Origin of the sequence: Amycolatopsis acidiphila (assembly GCF_021391495.1) — a bacterium.
Lineage (GTDB): Bacteria > Actinomycetota > Actinomycetes > Mycobacteriales > Pseudonocardiaceae > Amycolatopsis_E > Amycolatopsis_E acidiphila.
On sequence record NZ_CP090063.1, the window covers coordinates 2,105,989 to 2,122,195 of the forward strand.

A 16,207-nucleotide genomic window follows, 5' to 3' on the forward strand; every position below is an offset into this window, starting at 1 on the left:
AGTTCCTCCTAGCTCACAAGGGATTTGATGCGATCCAGCCGGGAGCGGCGGTCGCGTCGCGCGGCGAGCGCCGCGGCGAGGTCGACGGGGACGAACGACACCAGGTCGCCGGTCCTGGCCTGTGCGATCCGGTCGCGGTCGGCGGAGACGACCGTGCCGATCGTCGCGTAGCCGCCGCCGGTGACCGCGTCGTTGAGCAGCACGATCGGCTCGTCGCCGCCGGGCACCTGGATCGAGCCGACGGGATAGCCGAGGTCGACGACGTTCGCCGGGTCGCTGCCCGCGCCGAACGGCTGCTCGCGCTCGACGAAGTCGAGCTTTCCGCCACGCAGCCGGTAGCCGACCCGGTCGGCGTCCTTGGTGATCTTCCACTCGGTCCCCAGGAACGATTCCATCCCGGCGTCGGTCAGCCGGTACGAGCACAGGCCCACGACTGTCCGAAGTGGAGTGACCGAGGGATGTTCCGGGCGCAGCTCATCGGGCACCCGTACGCCGGGCCGGGCGCCGCTCGCCTCGCCGAGCGGGAGCCGGTCGCCTTCGGCGAGCTTCCGCCCGTCGAGACCGCCGAGCCCGGTGAGCGTGTAGGTCGAGCGCGACCCGAGGTACTCGGGCACCGCGATCCCGCCGCTCACGGCGATGTACGGCCGGGCGCCCGCGGTGATCATGGCGAACGACAGCACGTCGCCCGGCTTGACCGCGAAGGCTTCCCACGTCGGCACCGGTTCGCCGTTGAGGCTCAGCGGCGCTTCCGCACCGGTCACGGCGACGATCCGCGAGTCGGTGAACTCGAGCTTCGGCCCGATGTAGGTCGCTTCGAGCGTGGCGGCGCCTTCGGGGTTGCCGACGAGCAGGTTGGCCGCACGGTGGGAGAACTGGTCCATCGCGCCCGACGGCGGCATCCCGATCTCGTAGAACCCGTCGCGCCCGGTGTCCTGCACCGTGGTGGACAGGCCGGGGGAGTGCACGATCAGCTCACTCATCGGTACAGCACCTCCAGCAGCTCGCTGTTGAGCGCGTCGGGGTCGGCGAGGAACTCGGCAGGGCTGAACTCGAACTCGCGGATGCGGTAGGCGAAGGTGCCGGCCTCGACCTCGGCACGCACCTGGTCGAACTCCGCCCGGTCGATCGCCCGGTACCGGAAGACGTCCCCCGCTCGTGGGAACACGCTGCGCTCGCGGAAGTCCGGCAGCGTCTGCGACACGTCGAGCACCGGCGCCGGCGCGATGCCGAACAGCTGGTAGCCGCCCGCGCCCCGCACGGGGTAGACCACGGAGAACGCGCCGCCGTAGCCGAACGCGCGTTCCGGCGTGTCGGTGCGCGGCCGGACGTACTTGGGCACCTCGATCTGCCGGTCGCGGGGCACCATCTGGTAGCAGAACGGCAGGCCGGGCACGAAGCCGAGCATCGTGACGATGTACGGCGCACCGGCGAGCGCGTCGATCAGCTGCGGCACCCCGGCGTAGCCGTTGATGCGGGCCGCGTACTCGAGGTCTGTCGCGTCCGGGTCCTGGTGGCGGTCGCGGAAGCGCAGCAGCGTCTCGCGGGTCCACGGGTCGTCGTAGAGGATCGGCACGTCCACGACGCGGGTCGGCAGCACCTGGTCGGCGGTCAGCGCGGTCGCCGACTCCTCCAGCGCGCGCAGCTGCTCCACCAGCTCCGCGGGGTGAAGCACGTCCGGGTCGAGCCGGATCAGGTAGGAGGCGTTGGACGGGCAGATGTCGATCACGCCGGGCACGGACCGCGCACGCAGGGCGGCGGTGATGGTCATGGCCTTGAAGTTCGCCTCCAGGCTCATCGCCTGGTCGATCTCGACGAACACGAACTCGTCGCCGCCGTACTCGTAGCGGGCGGGCGGCAGCACCAGGTCGGTCGTGGTCACGGCACCCTCCTCTCGGGTTGGGCTCACCTTTGCCGTCCGGCTGCCTCGACGCTATTGGACATCCGGGACAGGTGCCCGCCCACGCGTTGTCCAACCGGGCGAATTGCCGTCGCGCCCCGGGGCTCGCACGCTGGAGGCATGAAGAAGCTGATCGATCTCAACGCCGATGCCGGGGAGAGCTTCGGGCGGTGGCGCCTCGGCGACGACGAGCACCTGCTACCGCTGGTCAGCTCGGTGAACGTGGCCTGCGGCTGGCACGCCGGGGACCCGGCGACGATGCGCCGGTCGGTCGAGCTGGCGCGCGAGGCCGGGACGGCGCTGGGCGCGCACCCCGGGCTCCCGGATCTCGCGGGCTTCGGCCGGAGGTCGATGGCCCTCTCCCCGGCGGACGCGGCCGACGCGTGCCTGTACCAGTACGGCGCCCTGCGCGGGTTCGCCGACGCGCTCGGCGTACCGGTCGCGCACGTGAAGCCGCACGGGGCGTTCTACGGGCTGACCATGCGGGACCCGGAGGTGACCGACGCGATCGTGCAGGCGTGCCGGGCGGTGTCGCCGGAGCTGATCGTGGTGCTGCTCGCGGGCGAGACGGCTGCCAGGGCGGAGGCGGCGGGTGTGCGGGTGGCGCGCGAGGCGTTCGCCGACCTGGAGTACGACGACAACGGGCACATCATCATCGAGCCGCAGCCGCTGGCGAAGGACCCGCGGGCTTGCGCCGACCGGGTGCTGGACATCCTCGACGGCCACGTCACGTCGGCCGGCGGCAAGCGCGTCGAGGTGGACGCGGACACCATCTGCCTGCACGGGGACCGCCCGAACGCGGTCGAGATCGCGGCGGCGATCCGCGACCGCCTGGCCCCGGCGGAGGTGACGGTGGCGCCGATCGCGGAGGTACTCGCGGCGCGGTAGGGCTGCCCGCCCTCAGACCTCGTCCAGATGTGCCGGGTCCAGGACGAACTCCGTGTGCGCCGCCAGCGCGTCCGCCGCCTCGGGGGTCACCTCGCGGAAGCGCACGGTGTCCTGCCCGGGCCGTAGCTGCCCCACCTTCCACAGCGCCGCGTGGACGACCGTCGCGATCACCGTGAACCCACCCGAGCTGGGGCCGTCGGGGCCGAGGATCGTGGGCACGTCGCCGTTCACGATGACTCCGCCGAGGGGGTAGCTTGCGTCCAGCACGTTCGACGGGTGGTCCCCGGCGAGCCCCGCCCCGTCGCGCGCCCATGCGAAGTCGTGCGGGTTGAGCAGCACCCCCAGCCGGTCGGAGTTCAGGTTCACCCGCCACCGTGCCGACGTGAACTCGCGCCAGTCCGCCGCGGTCAGGAACTGCGGGTCCGCCTGCGGCCCGCGCACCACCTCGAGCTCCCAGTCCCGGTGGTGGACCGGCCGCAGTGACTGCGGCACCCGCAGCTTCCGCCCGCGCCCCGCGCCGACCGGCAGCAGATCGCCCCGGATGAGCGCTCGCCCGTCGAGCCCGCCGATGCCGCCCATCGTGTGCAGCGCCCGCGCGCCCAGCACCGGCGGCACGTCGATCCCGCCGGAAACCGCCAGGTACAACCGGAAACCGGCCCCCGGCGGCGCACCCGAGGCCAGCACGTCGCCCGGCGCGACCTCCAGCGCCTCCCACAACGGCACCGGCGCCCCGTTCAGCGACGGGCTGCCCGCGCCGCAGAACGCGACCACTCCGGCGAACCGCGCCCGCGCGGTGAACCGGCCCACCGGGATCTCCAGCCCCGCCGCGCCTGGATCATTGCCCACCAGGACATTGGCCAGCCGGAACGCGAGGTGGTCGACCGGCCCGGCCGGGAACAGCCCGCGCGCCTGGAGCCCGACGCGGCCCGGGTGGTCCTGGATGGTGACCTGCGTGCCCGGCTCGATGATCTCCAGGGTCACTGCCGCCCCAGATGGCCGGCCACGGAAAACGGCTCCTCCGCGATCTCGTACCGGTACCGGTTTTCCAGCACCAGCCTGCGGATCTCGGTCAGCTCGTCCTCCTCGACCCGGAAGAACCGCAGCCGGTCCCCGGCCCGCACCAGGAACGGCGACGCGGCGAACACGTCGTTGTGCGCGAGGGCGTCGAAGATCGGGACGGTGCGGCCGATCAGCTGGTAGCTGCCGGGCGACTCGACGGGGAACACCGCCAGGCAGGGGCCACCCATGCCGACCGCACCCTCCGGCGTCCACGCGCGCGTCGGGTTGTACTTCGGCACCGACAGCTCCGTCGGCGCGCGCAGCGAGAACGTGAACGGCAGGCCGGGGGAGAAGCCGGTGAACGCGGTCCACCACTCGCTGCCGAGCACCTTGTCGTATAACGCCTCCCGGTCCGGCAGCCCGTTCTGGGCGACGATGTAGTCGATGTTGCTGCCGCCCTCGGTGTAGAGCGCCGCGCGGATCGTCGCCGCGTACAGCTCGACGGCACGCCGCGTGGCGGAGTCGTCGAAGGCGATCGGCAACGAGATCCGCCGGCTGGGCAGGACGAGCGACGAGACGTCCGGCTGAAGCTCGTGCACCGCGGCGAGGTGGTCGAGCAAGGCGGCACGGCTGGTGCGGGCGGGGTCGAAGTGGACGAGGATCGAGCGGAAGCCCGGCGCCGCCTCGACGAAACCGGGCGGCGGATCCGCCGTGAGCCCGGCGAGCGCGCGCACGACGAAGAAGTTCAGGCGCAGGTCCAGCTCGGCGTCGCCGTATTCGACGAGCACGTACCGGTCGCCTGCCGGGCAGTAGCTGACCTTCACCGGTCGGCCTCCCGCAGCCGCAGGGCCAGCCACAGTTCGGCGCGGGCGGTCGGGTCGTCGAGATCGCTGCCGAGCAGCTCCACGATCCGGCCGAGCCGGTAGCGCAGGGTGTGCCGGTGGATGCCGAGCGCGGCGGCGGAGGCGTCGATGTGCCCGTTGTGGCCCAGGAACACCCGCAACGTCGAGACAAGGTCCAGTTTGGACCGGGTGGCGTGGCGTTCGAGCGGTTCGAGCAAGGCGTCGGCCCACCCCAGCGCGCCCGGGGTGTCCAGCTGCGCCAGCAGACCGGCCGTCGCGACGTCCTTGGCCGGTATCAGGCGTTCGCCCTTCGGCGTGCCGAAGAACACCGAGCGGGCCCGGCGCAACGCGTCCGGCAGCTCACCGAACCCGACCCCTTCCGTCACGACGCCCCGCGACCCGGGCACGCGGTGCAGCACCTCCTCCAGTGCCTGCAGATCCCCTTCGGCGACCGGCAGCACGACGACCACGGTGTGCTGCTCGTGCCGGACCACCAGCGCGTTGACCTGGCTGAGCGCCTGGTGCTCCTCGACCGCACGCAGCACGTCGGCGCTGTCGGCGTCCGTGCCGAGCACCGCGACGCGCACCGGCGCGGCCGGCAACGGGACCTCGAGCGTGTCGGCGACCGCGCGGGTCAGCTCGGTGTGCTCGCCCGTCGCCAGGCGCAGCACCGCGCGGCGGGCGTTGCGGCGTGCGCCCGCGACCTCGCGTTGCGCCGCCAGGTCGAGCGAGAGCAGCCCGGCCGCGCTGGTGAGCACGGCGTGGTCGGCGGCGCCGAGCGGCGTCGCTCGCCCTGCCGCGAGGAACCCGCCGTCGGGGGCGATCGGCAGCAGCGCGACCTGGTCGGCGCCCAGGTCCAGCGACGCGGCGCGCACCGGCGAACCGAGCCGCGCGAGGTCATGGGCCAGGCGTTCGGCGTGCTTGCGGGCCCCGGCGGGGGAGGAGTGCCGCGCGGCGCCGCGCTCGTCGAGGATCAGGCACCAGCAGCCCAGGGCGCGCGCGAGCCCGTCGAGCACCGCGCGCGGGCCGTCGAGCGCGGCCGCGATGAGGCCACGCTGGGCGTCGATCGCGTCCGCCCGCTCGTGCGCCCCCGAGATCGCCGCCGCGACGGCCTCGCTGATCGCGATGAACGGCGTCGTCCGTGGCACCTCCAGCACCGGCAGGCCGCGCTCGCGGGCCGCGTCGAGCAGTTCGCGCGGCACCTCGTCGTGCCCGAAGCCGACGCCGAAGCCGAGCCCGGCCAGGCCGTGCGCGGCCAGCCGCCGGGCGTACGCCGTCCAGTCGCCGGCGAGGCCCACGGTCAGCAGGAACTCGCCGCCGGAGAGGAACGGGGCGGGGTCGGCGAGCTCGCTGACGTGCACCCAGCGGATCGGCCGGGTGAGGTCGGCGTCCACGAGCGACCGCAGCCCCAGCTCCCGCCGGTCGAGCAGCCAGGCCGGGGTGGGTCGCATTCCGTCGCCTCCTCGGTTCGGCCGGGCCCGGGCCGGGTAGCTGTGGCGCCCTCGAAACGGTAACCACCTTCACCGCTCCGGTGCCCACCGGCGTGACCGTGCCGCACACGGGTGGACCACCCGATAGCGGGACGAACGGGCCCGCTGCCCGGCGGCGGCGCAGAATCGGGCGTCATGACCGGCTGGAGGCCGCAGACGCGGGGCCCGCTGGATGGGCTGCGCGTGGCCGTGTGCGGGGCGGGCGCGGCGGTCCGGCACGCCGGTCGGCTGCTCGCTTCGCTGGGCGCCGTGGTCGATACCGGCGAGGACGAGGCCTGGCGCGAAGCCGACGGGGTCATCGACGCCACCGGGACGCTGCCCTCGACCGCCGAGCTGCCCGCGGTGCGGACCGTGGACACCACCGCGTTGCAGGACTGGGCGTCCTCGGGCGCGATGATCCTCACCGGACGCCGTGCGGGGCCGCCGCTGCGGTCGCCGGGGCAGCCGGCGAGCGTCGCGTGGGGCGCGTTGCTCGCGACGGAGCTGCTGGTGCGCATCGGTGGCGGGGACGCGGTGCTGCCGGGCCCGCGGGTGCTGTCGGAGCGGGCCGCGATGGCCGGTTTCCACCGGGACGCACCCGTTTCGGCGGACGGCAGCTTCCGCGTCGGGACCATCCGGTGCACAATGGACGATCCGGGCTGGCCGTTCGTCCTCAATGGACTGACGTGCAAGGCCGTGCCGGGCAGCGGGCCCGCGCGGGCGGTACGGCGGCGCTGGCGGTTGCCCCCGATGCTGGTCGCGGACCTGTCGTCGGGGTGGGCCGGGCCGTTGTGCGGGCACCTGCTGACCCTGCTCGGCGCCCGGGTGCTGAAGGTGGAGGACCCGGCCCGCCCGGACGGCGCACGGGTGTGGTCGCGCGAGTTCTACGACCTGCTGCACGCGGGGCAGGAGTCGGTCGCGCCGGATCTCGGGTCGGCCCTGCTGGGACACCTGCTCGCGGTGGCGGACGTGGTGATCGACGACGGCCGGGTGGCGCGGCCCGGCGGCGCGGCGGACCAGTGCTGGATTCGCATCACCGGCGACTCCGGCGACGCGGCCGCGGTCGACGCGGGCCTGGTCGCGTTCGACGCCGACGCCGGGGTGGCCGCGCCCTGCGGGGACGCGATCGCCGCACCGCTGACCGGGATCAACGCGGCGCTGGCAGTGGTGGCCTGCCGGCTCGGCGGCGGGCGGTGGCGGGCCGATCTCACGTTCCGCTCCCAGGCGGCGGCCGCCCTGATCGGCTCCCTGGGGAACGGCCCGAGCCCGGCGCCCGCCCCGCCGGTGGCCCGCACGCCTGCCGGCCGCGCCCCGGAACTGGGCGCTGACACGGAGCGGGTGCTCAGGGAGCTGGGTCGGCGCTGATCGGCTCCGCCCGGCGCGGCATCAGCAGGAGCGCGCCGACGCCGACGACGCTCAGCACGATCAGGCCCAGGAACACGTGGTGCGTCGCCGCCTGCAGGGACGAGCGGATGTACTCCGCGACGTCCGGGCGCTCGGGTTGCCCGCCCAGCACCAGGCTCGTCGCGTCCACGTTCTGGGGCAGCTCACCCGCGACGGCGGCCGGCGGGTGCGCGAAGCGGGAGGCGAGTGTCGCGTTCGCGACGGCGCCGAACACCGCCGCGCCGACCGCGCTGCCCAGTGACCGGCTGAACATGTTCGTCCCGGTCACCACGCCCCGCTGCGACCAGCCGACCACCGACTGCGCCGCCACCAGCGTCGGGCTCGTGCACAGGCCCAGCCCGAGCCCCAGCACGAACGCCGCCCCCGCGGCCGTCCACACCGACGAGTCCTCGCGTAGCCGGGTGGCCGTCAGCACCGCGCCCGCGATCACGAACACGCTGCCGATCAACGCCGTGTCGCGGAAACCGATCCGCAGGTAGATCCGTCCCGCGAGGCTCGCGGCCAACGGCCAGCCGACCGTCAGCGCCGCCAGCGCGAACCCGGCCACGACCGGGCCGGTGCCCAGCACGCCCTGCACGTACGTCGGCAGGAACGAGCTCAACCCGATCAGCAATGCGCCCACCACGAGCGCGACGATGCTGCCGCCCAGCAGGACCCGGTGCCGCAGCACCCACAGCGGCAGTACCGGCTCCCGGGCCCGGCGCTCGACGAACACGAACGCGACGAGCAGCGCCACGCCCAGCACGAAGATCACCAGCGTCTGCGCCGAAAGCCACGGCCACGCGACGCCGCCTTCCAGCAACCCGAGGATGATCAGGGAGAACCCGCCGGTCAGTGTCGCGGCTCCGGCGAAGTCGACGCGGTGCGAGCGGTGCTCGACCGACTCGGCGAAGTGCCGCGCCAGCATCCACACCGCGATCGCGCCCAGCGGCAGGTTGACGAAGAAGATCAGCCGCCACGACAGGTATTCGGCGAACAGGCCGCCCAGCGTCGGGCCGAGCACGGACGCGATGCCCCACACGCTCGCCACGTAGCCCTGCACGCGGGCCCGTTCCTCCACGCTGTACAGGTCGCCGACGACGGTCATGCTGATCGGCTGCACCGCGCCCGCGCCGATGCCCTGCACCGCGCGGGCGATGATCAGCGCCGGCATGCTCCAGGCGGCCCCGCACAACACGGAACCGAGCAGGAACACCCCGATCCCGAAGAACAGCACCGGCTTGCGGCCGAGCGAGTCGGCGAACTTCCCGTACAGCGGGACGGTCACCGCCTGGGTGAGCAGGTAGACCGAGAACAGCCACGGGAACTGGGAGAAGCCACCGAGATCGCGCACCACCGACGGAACCGCGGTCGCGATGATCGTCGAGTCCAGCGCGACGAGACCGGTGCTGAGCATGATCGCCACGAGGACCGGGCCCCGTTCCGAACGCAGACCGACACCACTCACCGTCATCCAGTACCCCTCTCCGCCGAAGCGGGACAACTCCGCCGGGTTCCGGCGCATTCCCGATCAGCGGGAAACGGACAGCCGACCGCTCTTCGCCACCGCGACCTCGCGGAGCAGCTCCGTGGCCGCGGTACTCGCCGCGGCACGGGTGACGCTGACCGTGCGCCACTGTGGCGGCCGACCATCGAGCCCGAGGAAGCACACCTTGTCGGTCTTGACCGAGAACGACTGTGGCACCAGGGCGACCCCGAGTCCGCACGCGACGAGGTCGAGCAGCGAGTGCACATCGGTGACCTCGAGCGCGACCCGCCGCTCGACACCGGCCTCGGCCAGCACCTCGTCGGCGAGGTCGCGGGCGCCCCAGTCGGCGGGGAAGTCGACGAACCGCTCGTCCCGCAGGCGCGCCAAAGAGATCCGCGACTCCCCGGCCAGCGGATGCCCTGGCGCGCAGGCGAGCACGAGCGGCTCGGCGGCGAGGGCCTCGGCGACCAGCCCGTCGGGGACCCGCGCGCTGCCGGACACGAACGCCACGTCCAGGCCGCCGGTGCGCACCTGCTCCACCAGCTCGCCGGAACCGCCGTGCCGCAACTGGATCTCCAGCCCCGGATGCGCCCGCAGGAACCCGGCGAGGACCTTCGGCAGGTGCACCACGTGCAGGCACTGCAGCGAACCGACGGCGAGGTTGCCGCGCAGCAGGCCCTGTACCGCGGAGACGGCCTCGCGGGCGGCGTCGGTCGCCGACAACGCGCGCCGCGCCTCGGTCAGGAAAGCCTCTCCTGCGGTGGTCAGCTCGACCTGCCGGGTGTTGCGCAGGAACAGTGCCGCGCCCAGTTCGCGCTCCAATGCCCGGATCGACGCCGAAAGCCCGGACTGCGCGACCCGCATGCGCTTGGCGGCACGGGTGAAATGGCTCTCCTCCGCGACGGCGACGAAGTACTCGATCTGCCGTAGTTCCACCATTCATCACCCAGACTGCTCAACGCGATCAGAATCTTCTGTTGGACAGCTTAATCGAGCGCGGCAAGGGTGGATGGTGCAGCTTTCGCGGAACGAAGGGGAACCAGTATGCGCACTCGCCGTCTCGGCGATGTCGAGGTCAGCGCGATCGGGCTCGGCGGGATGCCGATGTCCATCGAGGGCAGGCCCGACGAGGAGCGGTCGATCGCCACGATCCACGCCGCGCTCGACGCGGGCATCACGTTCATCGACACGGCCGACGCGTACCACCGCGACGCGGGCGAGGTGGGCCACAACGAGTCGCTGATCGCCCGCGCGCTCGCGAGCTACGGGGGCGACACCTCCGGCGTGCTCGTGGCGACCAAGGGCGGGCACCTGCGGCCCGGCGACGGGTCGTGGACCGTCAACGGCTCGCCCGAGTACCTCAAGCAGGCCTGCGACGCCTCGCTCAAGCGGCTCGGAGTGGACGCGATCGGGCTCTACCAGTTCCACCGGCCCGACCCGAAGGTTCCCTACGCGGAGTCGGTCGGCGCGATCCGGGACCTGCTCGACGCCGGGAAGATCCGCTTCGCCGGGATCTCGAACGCCACCGTGTCCCAGATCGGCGACGCGAACGGCGTTCTCGGCGGTCGGCTGGTGAGCGTGCAGAACCAGTTCTCGCCCGCGTTCCGCTCCAGCGAGGACGAACTGGAGTTCTGTGCAGGGCGGGAGATCGCGTTCCTGCCGTGGAGCCCGCTCGGCGGCAGCTCGCGGGCGGGCGAGCTGGGCTCCCGGTTCGCCGCGTTCGCTGAGGTCGGGCGCGAGCACGGGGTCAGCCCGCAGCAGGTGTGCCTGGCCTGGGAGCTGGCGAAGGCGCCGGTCGTCATCCCGATCCCGGGTTCGACGCGGCCGGAGACGATCCGCGACTCCGCCGCGGCGGTGGAGCTGCGGCTCACCCCGGAGCAGCTCGCCCGCCTCGACGCGGTCTGAGCCCCGGCGACCCGACGGCGCTGTCCCGGAGTTTCCAGCCGGGGCAGCACCGTGTCCGAAGTGGACCCGGCAGTCCGGCGTGCTCCGGCCGGGCGCCGCGGCTCATTCCGGCCAGCTGTTGCCCAGGATCACCTCGACGAAATCGAGGTGGTGGAACGCCGCGTCGTCGTGCTCGAGGACGTCGGCGTTGACGGTGCCGAAGGTGCTGTCGGGCCGGTGGCGGAAGCCGTCGGCGAAGGCGGCGATGATCTGGCGTTTGAAGTCCGGCCGCGGGTGCGCGGCGACGACCGCGGCCAGGTCAGCCTCGCTCAGCAGGTCCCGCCCGATGCCCGGCACGTCGGTCTCCACCCCGGCCGTGACCAGCGCGACCTCGGGCTCGAGCCGCCAGGGGACCTCGGGGGTGGTGTGCAGCGCGATGCCCTCCCACACCTTGCGCACCTCGGCCTCCGGCACGCCGTGCGACTCGAGGAACCGGCGGGCCTCGTCGGCGCCGTCGAGCTCGAAGCGCTGGGTCTCGCCGCGGTACTTCTCCGTCAGGCCGAGGTCGTGGAACATCGCGCCGACGTAGAGCAGCTCGGGGTCGGCCCGCAGGCCGAGGCGGCGGCCCTGCAGCGAGCCGAACAGGAACACCCGGCGAGAGTGGTGGAACAGCAGGTCGGGGGTGGCGTCGCGGACCAGTTCGGTGGCCTCGGCGACGAGGGCGGAGTCGGGGATGGTGATCCCGGCGATCACGGTGGTCATGGAAGCGCTTCCTTTCGTTCTCGTTCCTTCGAGGTTCGCAGCACCGACCGGGCCCGTGCCCCTCGATTCGAGTCATACTCTCCACAGTTCGAGACGAGGGGACGGACATGAGCGAGCGGCGGACGGCGGTGCTGGTCTTCGACGGGGTGAAGCTGCTGGACGTGGCGGGCCCCAGCGAGGTGTTCGCCGAGGCCAACCGGTTCGGCGCGGACTACCGGCTGGTGCTGTGCTCGGTCGGCGGCCGTGACGTGTCCTCGTCGACGGGGATGCGCATCCACGTCGACGAGGATGTCGCGGAGCTGGGCCCGCTGGACACGGTGCTGATCGTGGGCGGCGACGTCTTCCCGGCGCATCCCGTCGACCCCGAGCTGGCGCAGGCCGCTGCCACCCTGGCGAGCCGTGCCAACCGGGTCGCCTCGATCTGCACGGGCGCGTTCATCCTCGCCGCGGCCGGCCTGCTCGACGGCCGCCGCGCGACGACGCACTGGCAGCACGCGCAACGGCTGGCGCGGGCGTACCCGGGGATCGAGGTCGAGCCGGACGCGATCTTCGTCGAGGACGGCCCGGTGTTCTCCTCGGCCGGGGTCACCGCGGGCATCGACCTGGCGCTGGCGCTGGTGGAGCGCGACCACGGGGCGGAACTGGCACGCAGCGTCGCCCGGTCGCTCGTGGTGTTCCTGCAGCGGCCGGGCGGGCAGTCGCAGTTCTCCCCGTCGACCCAGGGTCCGGCGCCGAAGACCGTGCCACTGCGCAAGGTGTGCGACGCGATCGCGGCGGACCCGGCGGCGGACCACTCACTGGCGAAACTGGCCGCGACGGCGGGGCTGAGCTCCCGCCACCTCACCCGGCTGTTCCAGGAGGAGCTGCACACGACCCCGGCGAAGTACGTCGAGCTGGTCCGGTTCGACGCGGCGAAGGCGATGCTGGACGCGGGCCGCTCGGTGACCGACACAGTGCACGCGAGCGGCTTCGGCAGCCCGGAGTCCCTGCGGCGGTCGTTCATCCAGCACGTCGGGGTCTCGCCGCGGGCCTACCAGCAACGCTTCCGGACCGCGGCCCGCTGATCGCCGCCGGGCCGTAGCACTGGGGCCGCTTCCCGCGACCTGATCACTGGCCGGGTCGTGATCCCCGCCCGGCCGTGCTCACGGGAGGTGCGGATGGCGTCGCAGGCCGGAAACGTGGTCAAGATCGGCGGGGCGCTCGTGCTGGCCGCCGGTCTGTGCTGGTGGTGGGTGCCGCCGGCGGTGAAGATCCTCGACCGGCCGCACACGGTCGCCTCGGGCGCCCGCCCGCTGATCGTGGTCTCGACCGCGGGCGGTACCACCGACCAGGCGCTCGACGTGTCGATGACCGGCGGCATCGGGACCGACCTGACGGTCCGGATGAACCTGCGCACGCTGGACGAGAAGCACACCGACTACGAGCAGGTCGAGACCCGGGTCACGATCTTCGGCCCCGAGCGCGACGGAGCCGTCGCGTGCCAGGGGGAGTCCGCGAAGCTCAGGCCGTGGGCCGATCTCGGCGAAGGGGCGCAGACGGCGTTCGACGTGGATGAGGTCAGCACTTACGCCGGCGCGCATCCGCTCGGCAAGGCGAGCGAGGACGTCCTGTCGGCGAAATCCTTCCCCCAGTGGACGGGACACGTGAGCACCGTGACCGGCTCCACGGACGAGGACGGCCGCAAGAACGCGGCGCTCGAGTGCGTCGTCCCGGCATCCTGGGTGTGGGCGATGGGCTCGGCGCGGGCCAGCGGGCTGCTCCCGCAGATCAACTACAACGCCGTCGACGGCCGCACCGACTTCCAGGCGCAGGTGAACGCGACCACGGCGATCGACCGGGACCCCGGGTGGGTGCTGGACGAGTCGTACCCGGAGTCCACAGTGGACGCTTATTCGATCAGGCAGACGCTGAACCAGTACTGGGTCGGCAAGCGTGGCGAGCACGCCAACCTCGCGTACACCTCGCAGCCCGATCTGCTGCTGGCCGCGCGCGACACCGGCCAGGACGACGCGAAGACCCTGACGGTGGCGGGAATCGTGCTCGGGATCGCCGGCAGCCTCGTGGTCTCCGCGCTCTCGCGCATCGTCGACGTGCTGCTGTATCCCTCCCGTCGCAGGCGGGACTCAGCCGCGGCCGAGGAGTGAGTCCGCCACGTGCTGCAGGTGGACGCGCATGTTCTCGCCCGCGCCGAGGGGGTCCCGGTCCTGTAGCGCCGCCACGATCTCCATGTGCTCCTGGTGGTAGCAGCGGCGCAGCTCCGGCGTCGACGTGCGCCGCTTGAGGCTGCCCCACACCGGCAGCGCCCGCGCGGTGTTCATGACGTCGAACATGTTCATCAGCAGTCCGTTGTGCGCGGCGGCCGCGATGGCGCGGTGCAGCTTCGCGTCCCAGCGTTCGAAGCCCTCGAAGTCCGGTGACTGCCCGCCGCCGTCGAGGCATCCGGCGATCCGGTCCAGGTCGGCCTGCGTCGCCACCCGGGCGGCCAGCGTCGCGACCTGGGGCTCCAGCAGTTGCCGCACCTGCATGATCTCCGCGGGGCTGGTGTCCGACGGTGCGCCGTCCACGTGCTGGGTCACGACCTCGGTCACGAACGTCCCGCGCCCGACGTAGCGCACCACCAGCCCGTCCCGTTCGAGGATGTCCAGCGCCCGCCGGACCGCGCTGCGGGGTGCCTCCAGTTGCTGGACGAGGTCGCGTTCGGGCGGCAGCTTCGCGCCGGGGCCGAGCGTCCCCGCGCGGGCGCCTTCCGCCAGCAGCGTGCGCAGCGAATCCTCGAGCTTGCTCATGCGTTCACTTTAACCCATCCGTGGTGACCAATCGAGACCAATTTGACCAGGCTATCGACAAGCTCATCGACGCCGCGTACGGTCTGGACGGTAAGCATTGGTCTCAATTGTTCAGATTGGTTCACGGGATGAAGCTGGTGACCTTCTCCACCGACACGGGCCCCCGGGTCGGGGTGGCCGACCCCGCGGCCGGTGTCGTCCGCGACGTCAGCGACCTGCTGCCACCCGGCACGGGGGTGCTCCAGCTCGTCGAGCGCTGGGCCGACCTGGCGCCCCTGCTGGCCGGGCGGGCGGACACGCTGCCGCTCGACGAGGTGCGCCTGCTGGCGCCGATTCCCGTGCCACGGCGCAACATCTTCTGCGTCGGCAAGAACTACCGCGAGCACGCCGCCGAGTTCGGCCGCAGCGGGTACGACACCCCGAGCCGCTCGGAAGACCTGCCGGACAAGCCGATCATGTTCACCAAGGCCACCACCGCGGTCATCGGCCCGGACGCGGAGATCGACCCGCACCCCGGCGTCACCGCGGAGCTCGACTACGAGGGCGAGCTCGCGGTGATCATCGGCCGGGGCGGCCGCGGGATCAGCCGCGAGGACGCGTACGCGCACGTCTGGGGCTACACGATCGTCAACGACGTCACGGCGCGGGACCTGCAGCGCGACCACAAGCAGTGGCTGCTGGGCAAGTCGCTCGACACGCACTGCCCGATGGGGCCCTACGCCGTGACAGCCGACGAGATCCCCGACGTGACAGCACTGGAGCTGGAGACCGCCGTCAACGGGGAGCGCCGTCAGCACGCGCTGGTCAAGGACCTGATCTTCGACATCCCCGAGCTGATCGCGACCGTGTCGGCCGGCATCACGCTGCTGCCCGGCGACGTGCTCGCCACCGGCACCCCGGCGGGGGTCGGGATCGGCTTCGACCCGCCGAAGTTCCTGCACTCCGGCGACGTCGTCGAGGTGTCCCTGACCGGCCTCGGCGTCCTGCGCAACAGCGTCCGCTGACCACGACAAGGAGCATTGTGAAGATCAACGACACCGAACTGGCCGTCGAGGTCGAGGGCGAGGGCCCGGCCGTCCTGCTCGTGCACGGGCTCGGCGGCACGTCGAACTTCTACCAGGTGCAGGCGGAAACGCTCGCTGAACGGTTCCGCGTGATCCGCGTCGACTCCGCCGGGGCGGGCCGGTCCGCGCTCGCGGACGGCATCAGCATCGAACGGCACGCCGAGGACCTCGTCGCCGTTCTCGACGCGCTCGAGGTGGAGTCGGCCGCGGTGGTCGGGCACTCGATGGGCACGCTCGTGGTGCGCCTGCTCGCCGCGCGTCGTCCGGAAAGGGTGTCCGCGCTGGCGCTGCTCGGCGCGGTCGCCGAACCCGCGGAAGCCGGCCGCCAGGCGCAACGGGACCGGGCCGCCGTGCTCCGCGAACGAGGCACCGGCGCCGTCGCCCCCGGGGTCGTGGCGAACGCGCTGTCGGAGCACACGCGCCGCACGAAGCCGGAGGTGGCCGCGTTCGTCCGGGAGCTGGTGATGCGCCAGGACCCGGAGGGCTACGCCCGCAACTGCGAGGCGCTCGCCGCCGCCACCGACCCTGGCCCGATCGCCCGGGAGCTGCCGCTGCTGCTGGTCACCGGCGCCGAGGACAAGGTCGGCGCGCCGCCGGTCAGCGAGCAGCTCGCCGCCGCGCACGGCAACGCGACACTGGAGATCCTGCCCGGCATCGGGCACTGGACGGCGCTGGAAGCCGCCGCCGAGACGACCGACCTGCTGCTCAAGTTCCTTTGAACCACGCCACACCTCAATGACGAGG

General features: G+C 72.7%; 16 protein-coding genes. 7 read left to right on the forward strand and 9 right to left on the reverse strand.

All coding sequences use genetic code 11. The features are described from left to right. Nucleotides 1-8: 8 nt before the first annotated feature. Together LWP59_RS10370 and LWP59_RS10375 are read right to left on the reverse strand one after the other, a co-directional pair. On the reverse strand, nucleotides 9-980 hold the full coding sequence (locus LWP59_RS10370) for a 5-oxoprolinase subunit C family protein (RefSeq protein WP_144642344.1): 972 nt from the start codon (nucleotides 978-980) through the stop codon (nucleotides 9-11). Beyond that, the gene (locus LWP59_RS10375) at nucleotides 977-1,879 is read right to left on the reverse strand and encodes a 5-oxoprolinase subunit B family protein (protein ID WP_144642345.1); all 903 of its coding nucleotides are present in this window, start codon (nucleotides 1,877-1,879) and stop codon (nucleotides 977-979) included. Before LWP59_RS10375 ends, LWP59_RS10370 begins: the two co-directional genes overlap by 4 nt. 138 nt (nucleotides 1,880-2,017) lie before the next feature. On the opposite strand from LWP59_RS10375, the gene LWP59_RS10380 reads away from it, so the two are divergent. After that, nucleotides 2,018-2,785: a LamB/YcsF family protein gene (locus LWP59_RS10380; RefSeq protein ID WP_144642346.1), complete on the forward strand. Its 768-nt coding sequence runs from the start codon at nucleotides 2,018-2,020 to the stop codon at nucleotides 2,783-2,785. 12 nt (nucleotides 2,786-2,797) lie between these two features. Here LWP59_RS10380 and LWP59_RS10385 read toward each other — a convergent pair whose 3' ends face one another. The 3 genes from LWP59_RS10385 to LWP59_RS10395 are packed head-to-tail and all read right to left on the reverse strand — an operon-like array spanning nucleotide 2,798 to nucleotide 6,077. After that, nucleotides 2,798-3,766 carry a 5-oxoprolinase subunit C family protein gene (locus LWP59_RS10385; protein ID WP_222425648.1) on the reverse strand — a complete coding sequence of 323 codons (969 nt, stop codon included), beginning with the start codon at nucleotides 3,764-3,766 and terminating at the stop codon, nucleotides 2,798-2,800. After that, a complete protein-coding gene (locus LWP59_RS10390; protein WP_186383388.1) occupies nucleotides 3,763-4,608 on the reverse strand; it encodes a 5-oxoprolinase subunit B family protein in 846 nt (281 codons plus the stop codon). The genes LWP59_RS10385 and LWP59_RS10390 overlap by 4 nt, the downstream gene beginning before the upstream one ends. Continuing rightward, entirely contained in the window at nucleotides 4,605-6,077 is a 1,473-nt protein-coding gene (locus LWP59_RS10395) for a PucR family transcriptional regulator (protein WP_144642348.1), read from the reverse strand. The genes LWP59_RS10390 and LWP59_RS10395 overlap by 4 nt, the downstream gene beginning before the upstream one ends. Nucleotides 6,078-6,251: 174 nt before the next feature. Between LWP59_RS10395 and LWP59_RS10400 the strand changes: the two genes are divergently transcribed. Then, complete coding sequence (locus LWP59_RS10400; RefSeq protein ID WP_144642349.1) at nucleotides 6,252-7,460, forward strand: CoA transferase; 1,209 nt, start codon at nucleotides 6,252-6,254, stop codon at nucleotides 7,458-7,460. Here LWP59_RS10400 and LWP59_RS10405 read toward each other — a convergent pair. Beyond that, nucleotides 7,438-8,952 (reverse strand): MDR family MFS transporter, encoded by a 1,515-nt coding sequence (locus LWP59_RS10405; protein ID WP_144642350.1) that lies wholly within the window; start codon nucleotides 8,950-8,952, stop codon nucleotides 7,438-7,440. The two genes, LWP59_RS10400 and LWP59_RS10405, sit on opposite strands and share 23 nt — an antisense overlap. Nucleotides 8,953-9,009: 57 nt before the next feature. Further along, nucleotides 9,010-9,906, reverse strand: coding sequence for a LysR family transcriptional regulator (locus tag LWP59_RS10410; protein ID WP_229857261.1), 897 nt, complete (start codon nucleotides 9,904-9,906; stop codon nucleotides 9,010-9,012). 105 nt (nucleotides 9,907-10,011) lie between these two features. Between LWP59_RS10410 and LWP59_RS10415 the strand changes: the two genes are divergently transcribed. Then, nucleotides 10,012-10,872, forward strand: coding sequence for an aldo/keto reductase (locus LWP59_RS10415; protein WP_144642351.1), 861 nt, complete (start codon nucleotides 10,012-10,014; stop codon nucleotides 10,870-10,872). A 102-nt stretch (nucleotides 10,873-10,974) separates the two neighbouring features. Here LWP59_RS10415 and LWP59_RS10420 read toward each other — a convergent pair whose 3' ends face one another. After that, complete coding sequence (locus tag LWP59_RS10420) at nucleotides 10,975-11,613, reverse strand: HD domain-containing protein (protein WP_144642352.1); 639 nt, start codon at nucleotides 11,611-11,613, stop codon at nucleotides 10,975-10,977. A gap of 107 nt (nucleotides 11,614-11,720) precedes the next feature. On the opposite strand from LWP59_RS10420, the gene LWP59_RS10425 reads away from it, so the two are divergent. Together LWP59_RS10425 and LWP59_RS10430 are read left to right on the forward strand one after the other, a co-directional pair. Beyond that, a complete protein-coding gene (locus LWP59_RS10425; protein ID WP_144642353.1) occupies nucleotides 11,721-12,677 on the forward strand; it encodes a GlxA family transcriptional regulator in 957 nt (318 codons plus the stop codon). A 93-nt stretch (nucleotides 12,678-12,770) separates the two neighbouring features. Beyond that, entirely contained in the window at nucleotides 12,771-13,757 is a 987-nt protein-coding gene (locus LWP59_RS10430; RefSeq protein WP_144642354.1) for a hypothetical protein, read from the forward strand. Here LWP59_RS10430 and LWP59_RS10435 read toward each other — a convergent pair. After that, entirely contained in the window at nucleotides 13,737-14,399 is a 663-nt protein-coding gene (locus tag LWP59_RS10435) for a FadR/GntR family transcriptional regulator (RefSeq protein ID WP_144642355.1), read from the reverse strand. The two genes, LWP59_RS10430 and LWP59_RS10435, sit on opposite strands and share 21 nt — an antisense overlap. A 128-nt stretch (nucleotides 14,400-14,527) precedes the next feature. Here LWP59_RS10435 and LWP59_RS10440 point away from each other — a divergent pair, with 128 nt between their 5' ends. Together LWP59_RS10440 and LWP59_RS10445 are read left to right on the forward strand one after the other, a co-directional pair. Next, the gene (locus tag LWP59_RS10440; RefSeq protein ID WP_144642356.1) at nucleotides 14,528-15,403 is read left to right on the forward strand and encodes a fumarylacetoacetate hydrolase family protein; all 876 of its coding nucleotides are present in this window, start codon (nucleotides 14,528-14,530) and stop codon (nucleotides 15,401-15,403) included. A gap of 17 nt (nucleotides 15,404-15,420) precedes the next feature. Continuing rightward, entirely contained in the window at nucleotides 15,421-16,182 is a 762-nt protein-coding gene (locus LWP59_RS10445) for an alpha/beta fold hydrolase (RefSeq protein WP_222425649.1), read from the forward strand. Nucleotides 16,183-16,207: the final 25 nt, after the last annotated feature.

Bases quoted from the DNA above. Each gene is read 5' to 3' on its own strand.
- LWP59_RS10370 (WP_144642344.1), bottom strand. From the start codon at position 980: ATGAGTGAGCTGATCGTGCACTCCCCCGGCCTGTCCACCACGGTGCAG.
- LWP59_RS10380 (WP_144642346.1), top strand. From the start codon at position 2,018: ATGAAGAAGCTGATCGATCTCAACGCCGATGCCGGGGAGAGCTTCGGG.
- LWP59_RS10395 (WP_144642348.1), bottom strand. From the start codon at position 6,077: ATGCGACCCACCCCGGCCTGGCTGCTCGACCGGCGGGAGCTGGGGCTG.
- LWP59_RS10400 (WP_144642349.1), top strand. From the start codon at position 6,252: ATGACCGGCTGGAGGCCGCAGACGCGGGGCCCGCTGGATGGGCTGCGC.
- LWP59_RS10405 (WP_144642350.1), bottom strand. From the start codon at position 8,952: ATGACGGTGAGTGGTGTCGGTCTGCGTTCGGAACGGGGCCCGGTCCTC.
- LWP59_RS10410 (WP_229857261.1), bottom strand. From the start codon at position 9,906: ATGGTGGAACTACGGCAGATCGAGTACTTCGTCGCCGTCGCGGAGGAG.
- LWP59_RS10415 (WP_144642351.1), top strand. From the start codon at position 10,012: ATGCGCACTCGCCGTCTCGGCGATGTCGAGGTCAGCGCGATCGGGCTC.
- LWP59_RS10420 (WP_144642352.1), bottom strand. From the start codon at position 11,613: ATGACCACCGTGATCGCCGGGATCACCATCCCCGACTCCGCCCTCGTC.
- LWP59_RS10425 (WP_144642353.1), top strand. From the start codon at position 11,721: ATGAGCGAGCGGCGGACGGCGGTGCTGGTCTTCGACGGGGTGAAGCTG.
- LWP59_RS10430 (WP_144642354.1), top strand. From the start codon at position 12,771: ATGGCGTCGCAGGCCGGAAACGTGGTCAAGATCGGCGGGGCGCTCGTG.
- LWP59_RS10435 (WP_144642355.1), bottom strand. From the start codon at position 14,399: ATGAGCAAGCTCGAGGATTCGCTGCGCACGCTGCTGGCGGAAGGCGCC.
- LWP59_RS10440 (WP_144642356.1), top strand. From the start codon at position 14,528: ATGAAGCTGGTGACCTTCTCCACCGACACGGGCCCCCGGGTCGGGGTG.